17 protein-coding genes are annotated in these 17,988 nt (G+C 39.5%); all 17 read left to right on the top strand.

All coding sequences use genetic code 11. The features are described 5' to 3' along the window. Nucleotides 1-194: 194 nt before the first annotated feature. The 17 genes from WH96_RS22165 (at nucleotide 195) to WH96_RS20190 (ending at nucleotide 17,896) form a co-directional block, all read left to right on the top strand. Nucleotides 195-377, top strand: a complete 183-nt coding sequence (locus WH96_RS22165; protein WP_047766074.1) for a hypothetical protein — start codon at nucleotides 195-197, stop codon at nucleotides 375-377. 12 nt (nucleotides 378-389) lie between these two features. Further along, entirely contained in the window at nucleotides 390-1,514 is a 1,125-nt protein-coding gene (locus WH96_RS20265) for a DegT/DnrJ/EryC1/StrS family aminotransferase (RefSeq protein ID WP_156176883.1), read from the top strand. Then, nucleotides 1,511-2,650 carry a non-hydrolyzing UDP-N-acetylglucosamine 2-epimerase gene (gene wecB / locus WH96_RS20260; RefSeq protein WP_047766072.1) on the top strand — a complete coding sequence of 380 codons (1,140 nt, stop codon included), beginning with the start codon at nucleotides 1,511-1,513 and terminating at the stop codon, nucleotides 2,648-2,650. The genes WH96_RS20265 and wecB overlap by 4 nt, the downstream gene beginning before the upstream one ends. A gap of 10 nt (nucleotides 2,651-2,660) precedes the next feature. Then, on the top strand, nucleotides 2,661-3,077 hold the full coding sequence (locus WH96_RS20255) for a polysaccharide biosynthesis C-terminal domain-containing protein (protein ID WP_162200181.1): 417 nt from the start codon (nucleotides 2,661-2,663) through the stop codon (nucleotides 3,075-3,077). A 5-nt stretch (nucleotides 3,078-3,082) separates the two neighbouring features. Further along, nucleotides 3,083-4,105: a polysaccharide biosynthesis protein gene (locus tag WH96_RS20250; RefSeq protein ID WP_047766070.1), complete on the top strand. Its 1,023-nt coding sequence runs from the start codon at nucleotides 3,083-3,085 to the stop codon at nucleotides 4,103-4,105. Between the two features lie 88 nt (nucleotides 4,106-4,193). Further along, nucleotides 4,194-5,123: a putative sugar O-methyltransferase gene (locus WH96_RS20245; protein WP_047766069.1), complete on the top strand. Its 930-nt coding sequence runs from the start codon at nucleotides 4,194-4,196 to the stop codon at nucleotides 5,121-5,123. Beyond that, a complete protein-coding gene (locus WH96_RS20240; protein WP_047766068.1) occupies nucleotides 5,074-5,724 on the top strand; it encodes a GNAT family N-acetyltransferase in 651 nt (216 codons plus the stop codon). The genes WH96_RS20245 and WH96_RS20240 overlap by 50 nt, the downstream gene beginning before the upstream one ends. A 221-nt stretch (nucleotides 5,725-5,945) precedes the next feature. After that, nucleotides 5,946-6,833 (top strand): hypothetical protein, encoded by an 888-nt coding sequence (locus WH96_RS20235; protein ID WP_156176882.1) that lies wholly within the window; start codon nucleotides 5,946-5,948, stop codon nucleotides 6,831-6,833. Nucleotides 6,834-6,964: 131 nt separating this feature from the next. Beyond that, entirely contained in the window at nucleotides 6,965-8,014 is a 1,050-nt protein-coding gene (locus WH96_RS20230; protein ID WP_156176881.1) for a hypothetical protein, read from the top strand. A 28-nt stretch (nucleotides 8,015-8,042) separates the two neighbouring features. Further along, nucleotides 8,043-8,519 carry an acyltransferase gene (locus WH96_RS22710; RefSeq protein ID WP_053006184.1) on the top strand — a complete coding sequence of 159 codons (477 nt, stop codon included), beginning with the start codon at nucleotides 8,043-8,045 and terminating at the stop codon, nucleotides 8,517-8,519. A gap of 11 nt (nucleotides 8,520-8,530) precedes the next feature. Then, on the top strand, nucleotides 8,531-10,447 hold the full coding sequence (locus WH96_RS21645) for an ABC transporter ATP-binding protein (RefSeq protein WP_082130618.1): 1,917 nt from the start codon (nucleotides 8,531-8,533) through the stop codon (nucleotides 10,445-10,447). A gap of 31 nt (nucleotides 10,448-10,478) precedes the next feature. After that, nucleotides 10,479-12,434 carry a glycosyltransferase gene (locus WH96_RS22160; RefSeq protein ID WP_047766065.1) on the top strand — a complete coding sequence of 652 codons (1,956 nt, stop codon included), beginning with the start codon at nucleotides 10,479-10,481 and terminating at the stop codon, nucleotides 12,432-12,434. Between the two features lie 166 nt (nucleotides 12,435-12,600). Beyond that, nucleotides 12,601-13,494 carry an NAD-dependent epimerase/dehydratase family protein gene (locus WH96_RS20210; protein WP_047766064.1) on the top strand — a complete coding sequence of 298 codons (894 nt, stop codon included), beginning with the start codon at nucleotides 12,601-12,603 and terminating at the stop codon, nucleotides 13,492-13,494. A gap of 105 nt (nucleotides 13,495-13,599) precedes the next feature. Beyond that, nucleotides 13,600-14,655, top strand: coding sequence for a glycosyltransferase family 4 protein (locus WH96_RS20205; protein ID WP_047766063.1), 1,056 nt, complete (start codon nucleotides 13,600-13,602; stop codon nucleotides 14,653-14,655). Further along, on the top strand, nucleotides 14,636-15,790 hold the full coding sequence (locus WH96_RS20200) for a hypothetical protein (RefSeq protein WP_047766062.1): 1,155 nt from the start codon (nucleotides 14,636-14,638) through the stop codon (nucleotides 15,788-15,790). The genes WH96_RS20205 and WH96_RS20200 overlap by 20 nt, the downstream gene beginning before the upstream one ends. 71 nt (nucleotides 15,791-15,861) lie before the next feature. Continuing rightward, a complete protein-coding gene (locus tag WH96_RS20195) occupies nucleotides 15,862-16,710 on the top strand; it encodes a class I SAM-dependent methyltransferase (RefSeq protein ID WP_053006182.1) in 849 nt (282 codons plus the stop codon). A 61-nt stretch (nucleotides 16,711-16,771) separates the two neighbouring features. Further along, complete coding sequence (locus WH96_RS20190; RefSeq protein WP_047766061.1) at nucleotides 16,772-17,896, top strand: glycosyltransferase family 4 protein; 1,125 nt, start codon at nucleotides 16,772-16,774, stop codon at nucleotides 17,894-17,896. Nucleotides 17,897-17,988: the final 92 nt, after the last annotated feature.

The raw sequence follows: 17,988 nt of genomic DNA, 5'->3' as shown, positions 1-17,988 counted from the left end.
TCAAATCCTACCCCCGCAACCAATATGAAACTCACAAAACCTCACAACTCATTGGAGTTGTGAGGTTTTGCGTTTGGGAGGTCAAAAAGTAACAAGTATAAATATAGAAAAATCTATGACACTTTCCGTATTAGATTCGATACTAAAAGCGTTTTTTGAATCGCATCTATAATCGAAATTTCTGGAGCTAGGCTATGCTGCAGATAAGTGAATTTAGTGGTGTTCCAAAGCAACATTTTAAGCTATTTTTGAAGGAATGTGGGGAGCGTTTTAATAACAGTGATCCAAGAATTGAATTAGCTCAAATAAGACAGTTGTTTAAAGTGTATTTTAGCTGGTTATCTAGGACAGCCCCTTTATTAAAAAAAAGTTTTTGAAAGGATTGAAACTTGGAGACGAGCCCAAAAAATAACAAAGACATACCGTTGTTTAAGGTGTTTATGCCTCCTGAAGCGCCTGAAATGATGGTAGAAACCCTTAAGAGCGGGTTTTTGGCAGAAGGACGCAAAGTAAAGGCTTTCACTCAAGTAATTAGCGATTTTATCGGGAATCCTCGTGTGGTGCCTGTCAATTCTTGCACAATGGGATTGACAATTGCTTTTAAATTATCTGGTGTTAGACCTGGAGCGGAGGTTATTTCAACTCCCCTAACGTGTGTCGCAGGAAATGAACCAATTCAGATGCTTGGTGGTAAAGTTGTGTGGGCGGATATTGATCGTTCTACAGGCATGGTAACGGCAGAAACTATTGCCCCACTTATTTCTCCTAGAACATGTGCAATTTATATATTGCATAAAGAAGGTGCTCCTGCAGAATTAGAGGAAATTTATGCACTAGCTAAAAAACACAACCTAAAAGTCATTGAAGATGCAGCTCACGCTTTTGGAGCAAAACGAGGCAATAAAAAAATTGGAGCGATGGGTGATTTTGTCGTCTTTTCTTTCCAAGCAATAAAACACATTACTACTGGTGATGGAGGCGCACTCCTCTGTGGTTCTGACGATGATTATCACAAAGCCAAAAAAACAAAATGGTTCGGGATTGACAGGGATGCGAGAGAAGGTCGTGATGTTTGGCGTGAAGATATTCCTGATTGGGGCTTTAAAGGTAATATGAATGATATTGCCGGAACACTGGGGCTTTCTCAAATCGCGCATGTTGATTGGATTCTCGATGGTTTCCATCAAAATGGGCGACGGTATGATAAGCTTCTGGCGAACCAGACAGGAATTACGACACTTAAGAGAAATTTATCTGATTTTCAGACCTATTGGGGCTATACAGTCCTCGTCGAAAATCGGGACAGGGTTATCGCAAGGTTGAATGAACAGGGAATTGGGGCCTCTCAAATTCATATCCGCAATGATCACTATTCGATGTTTGATTCTGAACGCTGTGAATTGCCTAATACTGACTGGTTTGATGCGCATGAACTTTCACTACCATGTGGCTGGTGGGTCAACGAAGATGATCAAGATTACATCATAGATATTTTAAAAAAGGCAGTTCAATGAAAGTCATGACCATCTTGGGCACACGCCCAGAGATCATTCGTTTAGCAAGTATCATTAAAATGTTGGACAAACATTGTGAACATGTATTGGTACATACGGGGCAAAACTATGATCGCAATTTGAACGATGTTTTTTTTGAAGATTTAGATTTAAGGTTGCCAGACTGTGTTCTTGAAACCAAATCGGATACAATCCAAGGTCAAATCGCTGCGATCATCGAAAAGACTGGTGATGTCATGGATCAGGAAAAGCCGGATGCTATAGTTATTTTGGGCGATACCAATTCTGGTCTTTCTGCTATATGCGCTAAGCGTAAAAAAATTCCAATATTTCATGTTGAAGCTGGTGACAGGTCTTTCGACAATGACGTCCCGGAGGAATTGAATCGGAGGATTGTTGATCACACATGTGATATTAATCTTGCTTATACAGAACATAGCCGACGAAATTTATTGCGTGAAGGTATCCACCCTCGCAACGTAATGGTTATTGGGAGCCCGGTTTATGAAGTGTATGAGGATATGCAGGAGAAGTTTGCCGCAAGTTCTATTCTCGATCAATTAGAACTAACACCTGGCAAGTTCTTTACTGCTAGTATTCACCGGGAAGAAAATGTGGATAAAGGTGGCTCACTGGAAACGATGGTTGAAACTTTTAATGTGCTGGCTGATGTTTATAACCTCCCTATAGTCGTGAGTACGCATCCGCGAACTCGTCGTCGGTTGGAGCAGTTGGGGTTGCTGGAGAAAAGTAACTCTCTTATCAATTGGCATGAGCCCTTTGGTTTGATTGATTTTATTCGGCTTCAGACTGAGTCAAAGTGCGTGATTTCTGATAGTGGTACTATCCACGAAGATTCCAGTATTTTGGGATTTCCTGCTGTTGCCATACGGAAGTCTACTGAAAAACAAGAATCCCTTGAAGCAGGGTATTGTCCAATTACAGGCCTTGACAAGGAAGATGTTCTGCGTGCCGTTAAACTGGTCGTCGAAGATCCGATTGATTATAAGTTATCGCCAGCACCAGATGCTTATTCACAACGTGAAGTTTCTAAGAAGGTAACACGTATTGTTCTGGGGATGACACGCGTTGTTGATGAACAGGTTTGGGGTTCTCCTGAAAATAAATTTGTTTGAGTTTGATCTAATGACAAAAGCTAAAAATTGGGACGTTCCCTATTACATAGAACCATTAGTACGCCATAGTGATGAACGAGGAGCTTTGTTTGAAGCCATGCGGTTCACCTCACAGAATATTCCTACGGGCGGGCAAGTGTATGTTTATACTGTTGAACCCGGGGTTAGAAGAGGTGATCATTACCACGCAAAAAAAATGGAATGGTTTTCATGCGTATCAGGAACTGTCCGGTTACTTATGAAGACTCCCCAAAGAGACTTGGTTGATGAAGTTCTGGATAGTGATGCACCAAAGATGGTTTATGCTGGTCCAGGAACCTCTCATGCCGTTGTTAATGAAACTGGGATAACAGCCGTTGTAGTGGCTTATGCTTCAAAGGAATTTGATCCTTCAAACCCAGACACAATACTTGAACCTGCGGATTGATTTTTATGACAAGTTTAAAAAATAAAACAGTTCTTATCACCGGGGGTACAGGATCTTTCGGTCGAGCGGTGACTAAAAGATTGTTGGCTGAGGGGGAGATCTCTCGTATAATAGTCTTTAGCCGGGATGAAAAAAAACAACACGATATGCGGCTTACATATACTGATCCCAGGTTGGATTTTGAAATTGGGGATGTGCGTGACGAGAGACGTCTGTTTCGCGTCATGAAGGGTGTCGATATGGTTTTTCACGCTGCCGCGTTAAAGCATGTGCCCGCCTGTGAATTCTTCCCAATGGAAGCCGTGAAAACCAACATCATTGGTACCGATAATGTTATAGACGCCGTCCAGCACCACGGTGTCGAGAAAGTCGTCGTGCTCAGCACTGACAAAGCTGCCTATCCTGTGAATGCCATGGGTTGTAGTAAAATGATGATGGAAAAGGTAATGATCGCACGGGCTCAGGCTCATATGGGCGATACTAATTCTATTCTTTGTGGTGTTCGCTATGGTAATGTGTTGTTTTCCCGTGGTTCCGTTCTCCCACTGTTTTTTGACCAAATAAGGCAGGGAAGACCACTAACAATAACTAATCCGGATATGACACGTTTTCTAATGCCATTATCTGATGCTATAGAGTTGGTATTACATGCATTACGCAACGGAAATACTGGAGACTTATTCATTCACAAGGCAAAAGCTGCCAATATTGCGACTGTTGCAAAGGCCTGCCTTAAGTTAGCTGGCGCCGATAATCCAGTTAAGATTATTGGTATTCGGGGTGGTGAGAAAATGGATGAAACGCTCGCTACATCAGAAGAATTAGCGCGGGCGGAAGATCAGGGGCACTACTGGCGTATCCCGTGTGAACATGGACATGATCCAGATCGTTTTTTAAGCGATGGTAAGCCTAAGGTGTCAGATACGGCTGCCTTTACATCGGCGAATGCTGAACAGATGAATGAGGCAACAATTTGTGAAATGTTACAACCCTTGCCAGAGTTTATGGAGATAATAACAAGCGTCTAAAGAAATACTGCTTGAAATATTAAAAACTAGCTAAGGTACAGCTAATTTACTCAGCTAACTCTAGAATAACGAATAGATGATATCCTCCATGTTAGATGCTTCGATTTTTCAATTAATAAAAGAACAAGATTTTATTTCGCGATCAGCACTTGAATTGCGCCCTTATGCATGGGGAAGCCTTGATGTGTATGAAGATGCTGTCCAAAAACGGATGTCTCGGTATCATTCCAAGTATGATCTTTTACATTGGTTAACCTTTTGGACAGAACAAGAGCGTCTTGTATCTCCATTCACTGGGAACAAGGAATATGAAGAGCTCCGTAGTAATAGCGCTTTTGTTCATAAAAATGTATTAAAAATGCTTTTTTCTAGCGGTTTCATAAAATCAGAACCTCATGCAGGGTATGATATCTGGAACGCGATTGATGGACATATTGTCTCACAGATTTGTCCTGATGCAAAATCTGTTTTGGACTTTGGGTCGGGGTATGGAAGATTGGGGGCAGTTTTTGGAGACACATTTCGTAATGGAGTTTATGTTTCAGTTGATTGCATTGAAGTTTCTTATATCCTTCAAAATCTTTTTTTATCCCTAATGGCTCCTGCAAGATTTCATGAGTATTGTGACTATGCTTTTGAAAGACGAAGTTTTAAAGTTGATTGTAATAATGAGAACGCTATCTATCATTTGCCTAGTTGGCGGTTAGATTTGGTAGGGGCTAATCAAATAGATTTGATAACAGCAGTTTTTGTCTTGCCTGAAATTAACGAGTTTGCATTACTTGACTTTGTCAAGCAGGCCAATCGAATGGTGCGGGACGGTGGGTATATTTACTTGCGAGATCACCTGTATCATTCAGGGGAAGATAACCATTCTGGTGCCCATAGATTTAATACTGAGGAGCTTCTTTCAGCTTCTGGTTTTCAACTTATTTATCAGGGGAAGTATAAAGATAATATTGATATTTATGGAATTCCCCGTATTTACAAAAAAACAGGCAAGAGTTTTTGTTCTTAACACTAAGCCTGATATGACACATAAAAATAAAATAATGAACGATTCTGGCTTAATAAAGGTAACTAGAGAAATTTTATCTTCAGCTGTAAACCTCTTGGAATTAAAGGATTATGAGATACATGAGCTCTGTGCTATTAAGGAGCAGCACTGGCCACATTCTATATCCGAACAGCGACGTTGGTGGCATGAAAATAGCGATTGTACTGATGTTATAGTTCGGATATATCGAGAAAAAGCTCTCATTGCTTTTCTCAGGTTGCGTGAACGTGAAGTATTTAGCCGTGACGTCCCACACCCTGCAAGATGCGTTACTGAAGTCTGTGTGGATCAACGTGTGATAGGGACGGGAGTAGGCAGATTTCTGATGTCAGAAGTTGTTCGATATCTTGACGAAGAAAAAATTAAGATAGGCTATTTACTTTGTACCTCTGGGCAAGAGCATTTCTATGCACAATGTGGTTGGCATTTAGTTCCCACTGTTACTATTCGGAAGGATCTGCTAGGAGAGATACAATTTTTGGATGAAGAACGGTGTTGCTTTGTATATGACCCAGACGGGGTGGTATGTGAGACCATTCTGTTAACAGGAAAAGTCTTTTGAAATTTAAGTGAAAATTTATGTCTATAAAACGTAAAAAGAGACTATTGGTTCTCTATACTACAACCCGTCAAATGAGATCCTTATCGTATGTCTATGGATATCCTAATGCCTTGAAATCATCATCTTTGTTTGAGGTCACATGTTGTAATTTTGGCTCGATACCACCCGTCAGATGGTTGGATCGTTGGCGTGCATTATCTCGAAAGTCGTACGATGCAGTTGTGATGCTTCATACAACTAGTCATCAAATGTATTATTTTTGGGAAGATGTTTTGCGGAAATACAGGGCGCCAATTGTTTGGTTTATTGGGAATGAATTTCGCGGCATGCCCTCGAAAATGGACTTTGCAAGAGATGTAGGAATCTCAATGTTGGTGACACAGACTTTGTCTCAGCAAGTTATTGATGTTTACCATAATCACCTTGGTTGTAAAGTGATCGGGCTCCCTGTTTGCGGCTTTGACAATAGTGTTTATAGGCCAGGCCCTCCGATATCTGAAAGGGAGATTGATATTGGATACAGGGGTGCTATCGGCCCACCATGGTTGGGGCATTGGGATAGAGAGGTGATTGCTGAAGTCTTTTTAAGAGCAATAGAAAGCAATGACAGATATGTTTCTGATATTTCTTTGGATTTAACGGATCGTTTACCATGGAGAAAATGGCGCAATTTTTTACAATCGTCGAAAACACAACTTTGTGTTTCCTCTGGAGGGGAAATTTTTGAGTTAACAGATTCCACGCGTTTGAAAATGGAATCATATATATTAAGTAACCCCAAATTTAGTCGTGAAGAGATTTTAACATTGTTGCCTCCTGAAGAAGAACGGATACGTTTGCGTGTATTAGGTAGTCGTATGATGGAGGCAGCAGCGACGAGAACCCCTCAAATAATGTATAGAGATGATTTTGATGGCCCCATGCGTCCTGACATTGACTATATTGCTTTGAATAAATCACATGACAATATTGATGATGTTATGGATCGTTTGAGAGATTATAAATTTCTTGAGTATATTGCAAAAAATTGTGAAGAAACTTTAAGCGATTTTGCCAGCTATTCCGTGTTACTTGATATATTTGATAAGGCACTTGATGATATTGTGTGAAATTGTAAAAAAGCTACCCTTTGCCTGATTTCAGAAAAGGGTAAAGAAATTGTAGACTAGTAGGTAGGCATATAAAGGGTATTATGATTAATCGACAATGTAAACATCTGCTTGTACTTGAGGCTACGTCCGTGAAAAAAGATGCACCATCTTATATTAGTGGGTACTCGAATGCTTTTAAACGTTCTACTCTTTTTGACGTCACAGTTGTTAATGTAGAAACACATAATCCACTATCAGAACGTTTTAATCGCTGGAGCGCTCTTGCTGGGCGAAAGTTTGATGCGGTTATTCTTTTGCATTCTATTTTTTCTTCAGCCTTGAAGTTGCCTCCACGCTGGAGAGATGCTCTTAGGTCTTTACGATCACCGATTGTATATTTCATTGCAAACGAATATTACCGTATGCCTGAAAAAATGAAATTTGCGCAAGAACTTAATGTATCTCTTCTTGTTTCTCAATGTTTTTCTGAGCGAGTTCTAGACTTATACCGGAATCGCCTCGGGTGTATGGCGATTGGGTTGCCTAATACAGGCTTTGATAAAAAGTGCTTTTCCCCTGGTGGGGCTATCTCGGAGAGACCAATTGATATTGGTTATCGTATGGTGCCTGGTCATCCGAGCTTTGGTCATTGGGAACGAGAAGACATCGCTGTCGCTGTCGAAAAGGCTGCTGAGGGGCGGTACATTACTGATATTTCATTAAAGATTGAAGATAGATTTGGCTTAGCGGGCTGGGGACGGTTTTTGCAAAATAGCAAAACACAACTCGCTGTCGCATCAGGAGGGAATATTTTTGAGTTGGACGATAAAACTCTTATGCGCACCTCTGATCTCATAAAATCTCATCCCAGAGCTACTCGTGAAGAGATTGCTGCCGTCTATCCTCCTAAATCAGAATGGATTCCGTTGCGTACTCTCAGCTCAAGAATTATAGAAGCTGCCGCAACAAAGACACCGCAAATAATGTATCACGAAAAATTGGGAACTTCATTTGAGCCCGACATAGATTTTATCGCTCTTCATAAGGACCATAGTAATTTAAGTGATGTTATGGATCGAGTTACAGATTATCCATTTTTAGAGTTAGTAGCTAATAATTGTTTCAAGAAACTCAAAGATCATATGAGTTATGATAGAATATTTACAAAGCTAGATACTGCGTTAAAGGCATTGAGTTGATTCCTTACTATTGGCAATAAGGTACTTCATGAGTGGGATAATATATAAAATTCTCAAGAGAATAAGGTTTATTAAAGGAGGAAACGATGTTCAAGACATCGTATCAACGTTCGGTGAATTTGGGAATACAGTTCGTGTTCGTATGCCAACCGTAATTTATAATCCGGAAAAAATGACTGTTGGAAATCAAGTGGATATTGGTGAGTTTTGTCATATTCGAGCTGGTGGGAAGTTGAAAATTGGTAGTCGTGTCCTTATAGCTTCTCATGTCGTCATTACGTCTCAGGGGCACCCTCTAGAATTGCCCCGTTGGGGGATTACTAAGGAGGATGAGGTTATTATTGGTAATGATGTGTGGGTTGGAGCTCGAGCAGTAATCTTGCCTGGAGTTAAAATTGGAGATGGATCTGTTATCGCAGCAGGTTCGGTTGTAACTAAGGATGTACCTGAGTATGTGGTTGTTGCAGGAATACCTTCAAAAATAATTCAAAAAGTAGGTCACTAGATATATTGAAAATGGAACTAATAACTAATTTTCTCATGCGAATTTTAAAATGGCTATTTACAATTTTTTTTACTAAAGATTTTTCTATAGCGGCACTACGTATGGTCGTTATTTTAAGTGAGTATAGAGCACGATTTATTATTGTCGCTATGTTGAGTGTTTTTGCTGTATTTTTGGATATGTTAAGCGCTTTAGCTGTAGGGGCGCTATTACTTGCCGTTGATGGATCAACCACAATTGTTGTCCTGAATGTTGGTGAGCTACCTAATCCCTTAAAAGGGCTCGAACAAAATACTGCAACGATATATTGCATTTTGATAATTGTTGGGTTTCAGTTGTTACGTGAAGTAAGCTTGCTTGGAAACGAACTGTTCGTTAGAAAACTGGCTATTGATGTTGGTGCTGATTTTCGCAAAAGAGTTTCAAGGGTCGCTCTGTTTTCATCGTTTGAAAATGTTGTAGATATGAAACGAAATGATCTTATTGTCTACGGAACAAATTTTGCTGCGGGCGTTGGGACATTCGCCATGGAATTTTCTAGACTGTTTGGTACATCAATAATTATTTGTGCTTATTCAATGTTCTTTTTGATTACCGAACCGATAGCATTTTTAGCTGTAATATCTATAGCGTTGGTTTTGGTTGTTCTGACGAATCGTATACTCATTCACCTTGAAGAATTGAGCCATGTAGCCCGAGATGTTGAACTTACATATTATGGCGCCTTACAGGATAGTGTTTCTGGATTGAGAGATATTACTATTTTTGGACGACAAAAAATTTTTTTGGATAAAATTTTTCAAATTATCAATCAGTTCAAAACGCTTCAGTGGAAAACGACCGTTTTTCAAAGCATACTTACGCCCTTACAGCGTAGTATTGCATTATTATGTTTATGTCTAGGATTGGTTGGTGTTGTCGCCTTGGCTGGTGAAGATAACTCATTAATAGATTCAGCGCGTTTGGTGTTTATTCTGTTTCTATTATTAAGGCTGTACGGGCCGCTGTCTCAACTGAATGTTACCCGTTCAGGCCTTTTGTCCCGAGCAGGACCTGTCTCAACTATTGTGACATTCCTTGATGGCTTTGGGGGCAATAATCGAGATGATATGGGGGCAAAAGACGGGGAGGGTGTGTCTTCTATTGATTCAAATGTTTTATTCGAAAAAGGTTTGCCCACTGAGAATGAGTCAATATTATTTCAAAATATTAGTTTCAGTTATGAGAATAATACAAATCCAGCCCTGTTCGATATAAGTTTTTCAATTTCCACTCAGTCAACAACAGCTATAGTCGGCCCTAGTGGCGCGGGGAAGAGTACTATTGTTGATCTACTAACTTGTTTACGTCGCCCAATGAGTGGGGCGATATATATAGGTGATATAAACCTTGATGATCTTGATGTAATAAATTGGCGAGAAAAAATAGCAACGATTCACCAACAAGGACATATCTTTAATGGTAGCATTGCCGATAACATCACATTATTTCGGGATGATTATTCACGGGAAGAAATTAGAGAGGCTGTCGTCAGCGCAAATTTTGTTGATTTTGTTGATTCAATGCCAATGGGTCTGGAAACACGTCTAGGTGGTCCTGATATTCCATTATCCGGAGGTCAACGACAGCGTCTCCAGATAGCACGGGCCTTTCTCGTGAAACCAAAGCTATTGATTTTGGACGAGGCGACCAGTGCTCAAGATGCTTTATCTGAAGAGATGCTTCTTCGATCTATTAAACGTGACTTTCCAGCGTCAACCATTTTAGTCATAGCTCATCGATTTTCTGCAATACGTGAAGCTGATCATATTATGGTGATGGATAAAGGGCGGATAGTAGACGCAGGAGATTGGCAAAGTCTTATGCAGCGACCGGGATTGTTTAAGAGCTTATTTGATGCTCAGTCGTTAAGTGCAAAAAGTGAATAGCTCATAAGGCAATACTGCTGACGGTGGATGAATGAAAGTTTTTTTTACAGCTGGTGATCAAATAAATTGGGCCGTAGATGAGGATCTTTCTCATACTCGAAGGGCCCTTGAAAACTTTGTTGAGTTTACAGACCTTGCGTCTGCTGACGTAGTATTTGCATCTTGGTGGGCTCCTTTACTTGATATAGAAGCATCGGAACTAGATGGTAAGCGTGTTGTGTGTTTTATGCACGGAGAGCCGGCTAGATTTCTCTCAGCCCCTAATCATAGACTTTCATTTGAAAAGGTCGATCTATGGATAACAAGATCTGTGCAGGCTACTAAAGCACTAAAAGATCTTGGGTATAATGCAAAACATGTTCCTTATTTGGCCAATACCTCCAAATTTGAAAGATTACCTTTAGAGTCTCCTTTGTTACAATCAATGGCTAAGCGATTAGCAGTGAAACCTGGGGAGTATCTTATTGGGAACTTTATGCGTGATACAGAGGGAGGTGATTTAAAGTTCCCTAAGCTGGTAAAAGGACCTGATCTTTTCGCCGAAATTATGCGAGAAGCTTGTCGGCGTAATTTAACTGTAAAGGCAATATTGGCCGGGCCGCGACGTCATTGGTTAAGAAAACACTTGACTGAGATTGGTGTACCGTTTGAGTATATTGGAAACTCGGTAGAGCAAGATGATGTTGCAATCAATACATTGAGCCGCAACGAGATTAACGCACTATATAACCTTATTGACTTGACAGTTGTTAGTAGTCGATCTGAAGGAGGGCCTCTTGCTATTTGTGAGGCGCCGATGGCTAATTGTAAAATTATTAGTACACCTGTGGGAATGGCGCCTGATGCGTTACCTGACCGTTCCATTTTCCGGACAGCTAGCGAGGCGGTAGATATAATACAGTCTGATATTCAATCTGGAAATTTAGAATCGGCCTTAACTGAAACGCTGGAAACATTACGTGAAAAAAATTCAATGGAAGTTATCAGGAGTTCTCTTCTCGAAGCTCTTGCTAACGTTATGTATAAGCCGGTTATAAGGTCAGGAGCATGTTCTCCTTCTCTCCCGCGGAATAATTTATTTATAAGAAGTATACGTCGTGCCAAAAGGGGAGTAAGTGGACGTTTTTTTCGAAAGAAAATAGTAAAAATTCATTTTTCCAAGTCTTCTTGCGCTGCTTATCCCTACAGATTGTTAGCAAAAATATTAACAAATGAAAGTAATATTAAGGAAACAGGATTTCTTGGAGAAAGTGATATAATATTTTTGAATTGTGCTACAGATTGGCCATTGTTTGGAGAAATTCGAATTAATGCTGGCTTGATTATTCTTCTTGATGAGCCATCAGACAGCATGGAATTTCAAAGACTTTTGGATTTATTACCTGATGTGTTTTTGCATCCATCCTTTGCTGCTACAGTGCTCTCAAGTAAATCACTTCTTCATAGATTTCATGAAGCTGGTCTGAATATAAAGAAGCCTGTTGTTATTCCTCCATTAATCGATGCTAGTCTCTTCAACGAATCGATGATAAGTGGCGAAGAAAATAGTAGATCTATTGTTCTTCTGGGGCCGTCTTTAATTGCTAGTGATTTTGTGAAGGATACAAAAGATATATTATCTCAGGGTGTAGAAATTTTAACAATAGCTGCCGCCTCTGAACCCAATACTATATGGGGCAGGACACTCAGAGTAAATACGCTTAGAAGATGTATCTTGTATATTGAAGCGGATACTAACAGTTCTTCATTAAGGCGTATACGAGAGGCTCAAGCGTGCGATGTGCCAGTTGTTTATCGGGAGCAGGATGATGCTGCTAAAATTGTTGGGTTCGGAGGAGAGGCCTATACAGATATAGTTTCGATGCGCTCGGCAATAACCTCGGTCCTTGAGAACCTTAAATCGTATCAGGCGTTAACTGTTTCTGAGTTTGATGACTATAAGGCTTGGGTTGAAATGATCGTTTCTATCGTCACAAGAAATAAGTAAACTTGGGCAATTGTCGCGTGGGTGTCGATATACGTTTAGATAATCAAGGAAATGAGTGCATTTTTGTTTTGTGAGTTACCTGTAAAGGTGATACCTGAGAGCAACCACTTCGTGTCATCGATAAGTAGGATATGTACTTTTAAACAAAAGGTTGCGATGATTTAAAATGAAGTATTTCATAACAGGGGTCTCAGGAAGTATTGGTAGTGAGTTATATAAAAAACTTACGGTAAGAAATCAGATTGTTGGGTGCGCTAGAAATAAACCTTCTTGGTGGAAGGATAAGGATAAGTTCATTGCGATAGATTTATTACAAGACGATATTACTAGATGCACACAGGAAATTGATCAAAATACGACTATAATACACTTACTAAATTTAGCACATGAGAATATTGAGATTAATAAATCAGTTTCATTGGAATTGTTGAATTGTGCCAAAAAAGCTTATGCTAAAAAATTCATATATATAAGTTCCATAAGAGTTTATGGTGGAAATTTTGGTACTGTAGATGAGAATACTGTTCCTGTTCCTCATGGTAAGGATGCTTATGGTAAAGCGAAACTTGACGTTGAGATTGGATTAACAAAAAATAACTCAGAAGATATCCAGCTAATTCTTTGTAGAATTGGAAGTGTTTTTTCTGAAAAAACTAAAAATAAAATTCCGGTTTTGTTGAGAAAAACAGGTAGAATTTTAAATAGAGGCCTCTCGACACATCTTATTAGTGCAAATAATGTGAGTTGTGCTTTAAGCTTTCTTGTTAATAAAAGGTTGGATACTAAAACCTATGTCTATAATGTAACTCAAGAGGCTGATGGTAAGAATAATTATTTATATTTGGGTGATCGTCTAAATAACATTTTGCGATCACCAAAGAAATACGAGCCAAGTAATTTTGGAAAATTAACGAGGAATGCGATCTTTCGCTTGAAAGGAGCATCCCACTCTTCGCCATATGTAAAAGTAGTCGAAAAAAATTTATTATTAGAAGGTTTTATATATAAAAAATCTTTACTCGAAACATTGCAACAGATCTCTCTCCGAAATGATTTTTGAATATTTTTATGAAATACTTAACTCGTTATAACAGGATCAATTTTCTTATAGCTAGTATTTAGCTTATTTATTCCAATTTGAAATTCGGCTAGGAATAACACAAATATGCTTTTTCATATTTTACCTACTTTAATTGATGGGCCTTATGGAGGGGGCAACCAATTTGCTAAAGCATTACGGTTGTGTTTTTTGCGGAATAACCATTATGCAGATAATATTGATGATGCAACGATACTTCTGTTTAATGGCTACCCATTTCGTGATTTAGAATCTTTTTCGCGAGCATGCAAGTGGAAGCAACAAAAACCAGAAAGTAGACTAATTATCACGCGCTTGGATGGCCCAATTGCTAGGGGGCGACATAACCCACAAGCAGATTCTTTTGACTGTATTCTATACGAGTTTAGCGATATGGTTTCGGATGGTATTGTTATTCAAAGTCATTGGAGCTATGAGCAAATGTCTCTGCACCCTTTGGCACCTAAATGCCCTTCGGTAGTTATAGGTAATGCACCTAATCCAAATATTTTTTATCCACCCCAAAAAAGTATTTCATGTAATGGTAAAATCAAAGTTATTTCTTCAAGTTGGTCTGCTAATCCTCATAAAGGCTTTGATACATATCTATGGTTGGATAAGAACATCGATTTTGGTAAGTTTGAATTTTCTATTGTCGCTCCAACAAACTACAAATATGATAACATTAGGGTTCTGGCGCCTGTAAACCAAGAAGCCCTTGCATCACTTTTAAGAGAAAGTGATGCATATATCACTGCTTCACGCATAGAATCATGCTCAAATGCTGCCCTAGAAGCACTTCATTGTGGCCTTCCTGTTATAGCTCCAAATGATTCTAGCCATCCTGAATTCATGCCAAGTGGGGAGTTGCTCTTTAATGCGAAAGAAGATATTCCTAAAATACTTGAGAGCCTATCAGACAATCTTGAAAAATATAAAAAGGATATTGTTGTCGCTAGTATTGATGATATCGCAAGGCAGTATATTGAGTTTGCTAGAGAATTATTCCTTACGCCTCCTAAAAGAATAAGTACATCTGATCTAAAACTGTTCTTATTGGACAATAATCTGTCTGTAAACGTTTTTCACATAATGAAAAAAACAATTAAACAACAAATAAAAAATGCAATATCCAGAAGATAAATTATTAAGCGCACCTCCATTCCAGCCAACTCAAATTCGTGAAGATGTTGCTGTATGGCTTGACCGATTACAACATGGTCTTGCGCTCGGTCGTTTTGCTTTTTGTGAGCGCGGAAACTTAGTCCCGACCAAGGGGGTAGGTGCTTATATGCCGAGTGTTTTTGCAATGAAAATCGCATGGCAAATTGGGATTTGGGATAAATGGCCGCAAGAGTTACGTACTGCTTTGGTGGAATTTATTAGCAGCGCGCAGGGGAATAATGGATATTTTGTCGATCCATGGCTTCGTAAGCAGACACGACCCAATTGGCGTGATTGGGCGAAAATTGCACTTGGGCGTAATAAATATGAGGCGGTGCGAGCCTACTATTCTGAGTGGGATGCGCGAAACATTCGCGCTGAAACACGCCAAAATATTTCTACATTATTGATGGTCGGCGTACTGCCCAAATTTTCTCCACCTTTTGAAATTAGTGGTTACTCCGATACATGGGCATTCCTAAATAGCCTTGATTGGTCAAGTCCATGGGGTTCTGGAAGTCACCTGAGTCATCAAATAATGCTTACAGTTACTAACGAGAAATTGAAAACGATAGAAATAGATACCAAGGAGATCAAAAGAGCCATATTTGATTTTCTTCAGGAAATTTATCATGAGAAAGATGGCACTTGGTTCAAGGGTGATAACGTTAGTAACGTTATGCGAATCAATGGTGCTATGAAAATACTTTCTGGACTGCAATGGGTTGATCATCCCTTCAAAAAGCATGATCGATTGATTGATCTTGTACTATCTGAGCCGTTTTATTCAGATGGGTGTCATTTTACAAATAGCCTTTTTGTCTTGCATCAAGTTATCCGTCTTCAAGGGCGTGGGTATCGGCAAGATGAAATTGATGATAGGGCACGCAAGGCTGCTCGTTGTTTGATGCTTCACAAAAAGAAAAATTCTGGATTTAGTTTCCATCGAAATAAAGCGCAAGTTGGGTACTATACAGCAAAAGTCTCAAAAGGCTTTGATGAAGCAGATGTGCACGGGACCGTTATGTATGTATGGGCGTGTGCTATTATCATTGAAATGTTAAAAGAAGAATATTCGGATGAAGCCAAAATTTGGCGGATACATCTTCCCTAATGATTGATGTTATTAAAGAAGATTATTATGACAATTTATTATAAATATTTTCCAGTGGGAATAGAAATTTAATGATTAGATCTATTTTGTCTTCGGCCAAGCGGTTTCTTGGACGCCAATTGGGGCTTAAACCTTTTTCAGCGATCGATACGTTGGGGGATGCTCCATTATGCGATGGTCCAAGGACAAACTATGCTGGGTATATGACGTTGTTTGAGAGTACTCGCAACAAATCATTTCCAATAATTGATTCATTTGAAAATAGAATGGGAGCTGCAATTTCTACTAAGTGGATTGAAACTCTCGCACTGCATACTCAGATCGTTGTGAAGAAGTCAGAATTAAATTATCAGCACGGGCGAATCGTATACACGGCCCTCCGTCACAGGTGCGAAAGATTATTATCAAATTATGGTGCGTTAACTGTTTTCGAAACTGGGACAGCCAGAGGTTTCTCTGCTCTTTGTATGGCGAAGGCCCTTCATGATGCCGAACAAGCTGGTCAAATAATAACGGTTGATATACTCCCTCATGATCAGGCGATGTATTGGAATTGTATTGATGATATTGACGGTAAAAAATCGAGACGAGAGTTATTATCACCATGGGACGATTTATTAAATTCAATCGTTTTTAATCAATCTGAGACTAAGACGGCACTTGTTCGCCTTGGTTTGAATCGTATTCATTTCGCGTTCTTAGATGCCAGCCATACTTTTGAAGATGTGATCAATGAATTTAACTTCGTTTCATCAAGGCAAAAGCTAGATGATATTATCGTCTTTGATGATGTTACTCCTCAAACTTTTCCTGGTGTGGTCGAGGCTATTGAGTGTATTCGTAATACTCATCCCTACGATGTCGAGTACCTAAAAGCTGATGAGGCGCGTTGCTATGCAATTGCAACACGACAACGCTAAGGTTTTGTTTTTCGTAGAACGAAACTCACTCACTTAATATTTCTTAATTCTGGATATCCTCATGAAACTCTGTGCTTTTATGACCTACGGAGGTTCCCTTAAAAATTGGGAGCAGTCCGGAATTCTGGATAGAGAGTTAGCTATTTATCGACAGCATGCAAAGGTTGGGTGGGAAATTGATCTGATTTCATTTGGGAACAGTCCTGATGAAGCCAAAATTGCTGAGCGTTATCCATATTTTTCTGTTCACTATAATAATTTCGGAATACATCCACGCCTTTATTCTTGGGGTTTGCCGTTTATACATTCAAAAATACTAGCGGATTCGGATGTGTATAAAACGAACCAGACTTATGGTGCCCATGTTGCTCACAGGTGTTCTATGGTGTGGAAAAAACCAGTTGTTGTACGGCAGGGTTATGGCCATTTTGAGAACAGAAGCAAGGAGAAAGGTGTCAATAGCCGAGTTGCTAAACAGGCCTTTCGATATGAGCGGAGTAGTTTGCGTAGGGCATCTGTTTCAATTTTCACAACAGAGGAACTCGCAGAATCCTCTATAGCACGTCATAATTTAAATCCTGCAAAAGTTTGTATAATCCCGAACTATTTGATTCCTGAAATTTGGACGCCTGCTCATGATTTTTATGGAAGAGGTGAAAAATTCAAAGTTATTTATTTTGGTCGATTAAGTGAGGAGAAGAACCTTACTTCTTTGATTGATGCAGCCCGCAATCTCCCCGTTGAAATCCATCTTATTGGTGAAGGATCACTCAGAGATAAACTTGAATATCAATCAAGAGAAGCTGGCGTATTTTGTCAGTTCAGTGATCAAATGTCACAAGAAGAATTGCGAAACTCTTTGGCTCAGGCAAATGCCTTTGTTCTTCCTTCTCTTTATGAGGGGCACCCAAAAGCATTAATCGAAGCGTTAGCTTATGGGATACCTGTCTTGGCGGTTAATAGTCCAGGTATTTATCAAGTTGTAGGAGACAAAGATTTTTCAGTTAATGTTGATCCTACTATCGTTGGAATAAGGGGGGGCTTAGAAACACTTCTATCCTTATCAGAAAAACAGCTGGCTGAAATGGGGCGGAAAGGGAGGGCATGGGCAATGAATCAATTCTCCGTTAATAGTATTGCTGCTTCAGAGCAATCAATTCTCAAGGGGATCGCTAACAACTTGTGAAACTCTCGATAAATCTTTTCTGTATGGATTTTCCTAGAGTAATATAATAGTGACATTCTAATTTTCGATTCACCTAGGATGTCGGGAGCGTG

Origin of the sequence: Kiloniella spongiae (genome assembly GCF_001026905.1) — a bacterium.
Classification (GTDB): domain Bacteria; phylum Pseudomonadota; class Alphaproteobacteria; order Kiloniellales; family Kiloniellaceae; genus Kiloniella; species Kiloniella spongiae.
The sequence above is the reverse complement of the archived record's forward strand: the minus strand, read 5'-3'. Positions and strand labels throughout refer to the sequence as shown.

Coding starts and splice junctions, on each gene's coding strand:
- WH96_RS22710 (WP_053006184.1), top strand. CDS start 8,043: ATGAGTGGGATAATATATAAAATTCTCAAGAGAATAAGGTTTATTAAA.
- WH96_RS22160 (WP_047766065.1), top strand. CDS start 10,479: ATGAAAGTTTTTTTTACAGCTGGTGATCAAATAAATTGGGCCGTAGAT.
- WH96_RS20205 (WP_047766063.1), top strand. CDS start 13,600: ATGCTTTTTCATATTTTACCTACTTTAATTGATGGGCCTTATGGAGGG.
- WH96_RS20195 (WP_053006182.1), top strand. CDS start 15,862: ATGATTAGATCTATTTTGTCTTCGGCCAAGCGGTTTCTTGGACGCCAA.
- WH96_RS21645 (WP_082130618.1), top strand. CDS start 8,531: ATGGAACTAATAACTAATTTTCTCATGCGAATTTTAAAATGGCTATTT.
- WH96_RS20190 (WP_047766061.1), top strand. CDS start 16,772: ATGAAACTCTGTGCTTTTATGACCTACGGAGGTTCCCTTAAAAATTGG.
- wecB (WP_047766072.1), top strand. CDS start 1,511: ATGAAAGTCATGACCATCTTGGGCACACGCCCAGAGATCATTCGTTTA.
- WH96_RS20250 (WP_047766070.1), top strand. CDS start 3,083: ATGACAAGTTTAAAAAATAAAACAGTTCTTATCACCGGGGGTACAGGA.
- WH96_RS20210 (WP_047766064.1), top strand. CDS start 12,601: ATGAAGTATTTCATAACAGGGGTCTCAGGAAGTATTGGTAGTGAGTTA.
- WH96_RS20240 (WP_047766068.1), top strand. CDS start 5,074: ATGGAATTCCCCGTATTTACAAAAAAACAGGCAAGAGTTTTTGTTCTT.
- WH96_RS20255 (WP_162200181.1), top strand. CDS start 2,661: ATGACAAAAGCTAAAAATTGGGACGTTCCCTATTACATAGAACCATTA.
- WH96_RS20200 (WP_047766062.1), top strand. CDS start 14,636: ATGCAATATCCAGAAGATAAATTATTAAGCGCACCTCCATTCCAGCCA.
- WH96_RS22165 (WP_047766074.1), top strand. CDS start 195: ATGCTGCAGATAAGTGAATTTAGTGGTGTTCCAAAGCAACATTTTAAG.
- WH96_RS20245 (WP_047766069.1), top strand. CDS start 4,194: ATGTTAGATGCTTCGATTTTTCAATTAATAAAAGAACAAGATTTTATT.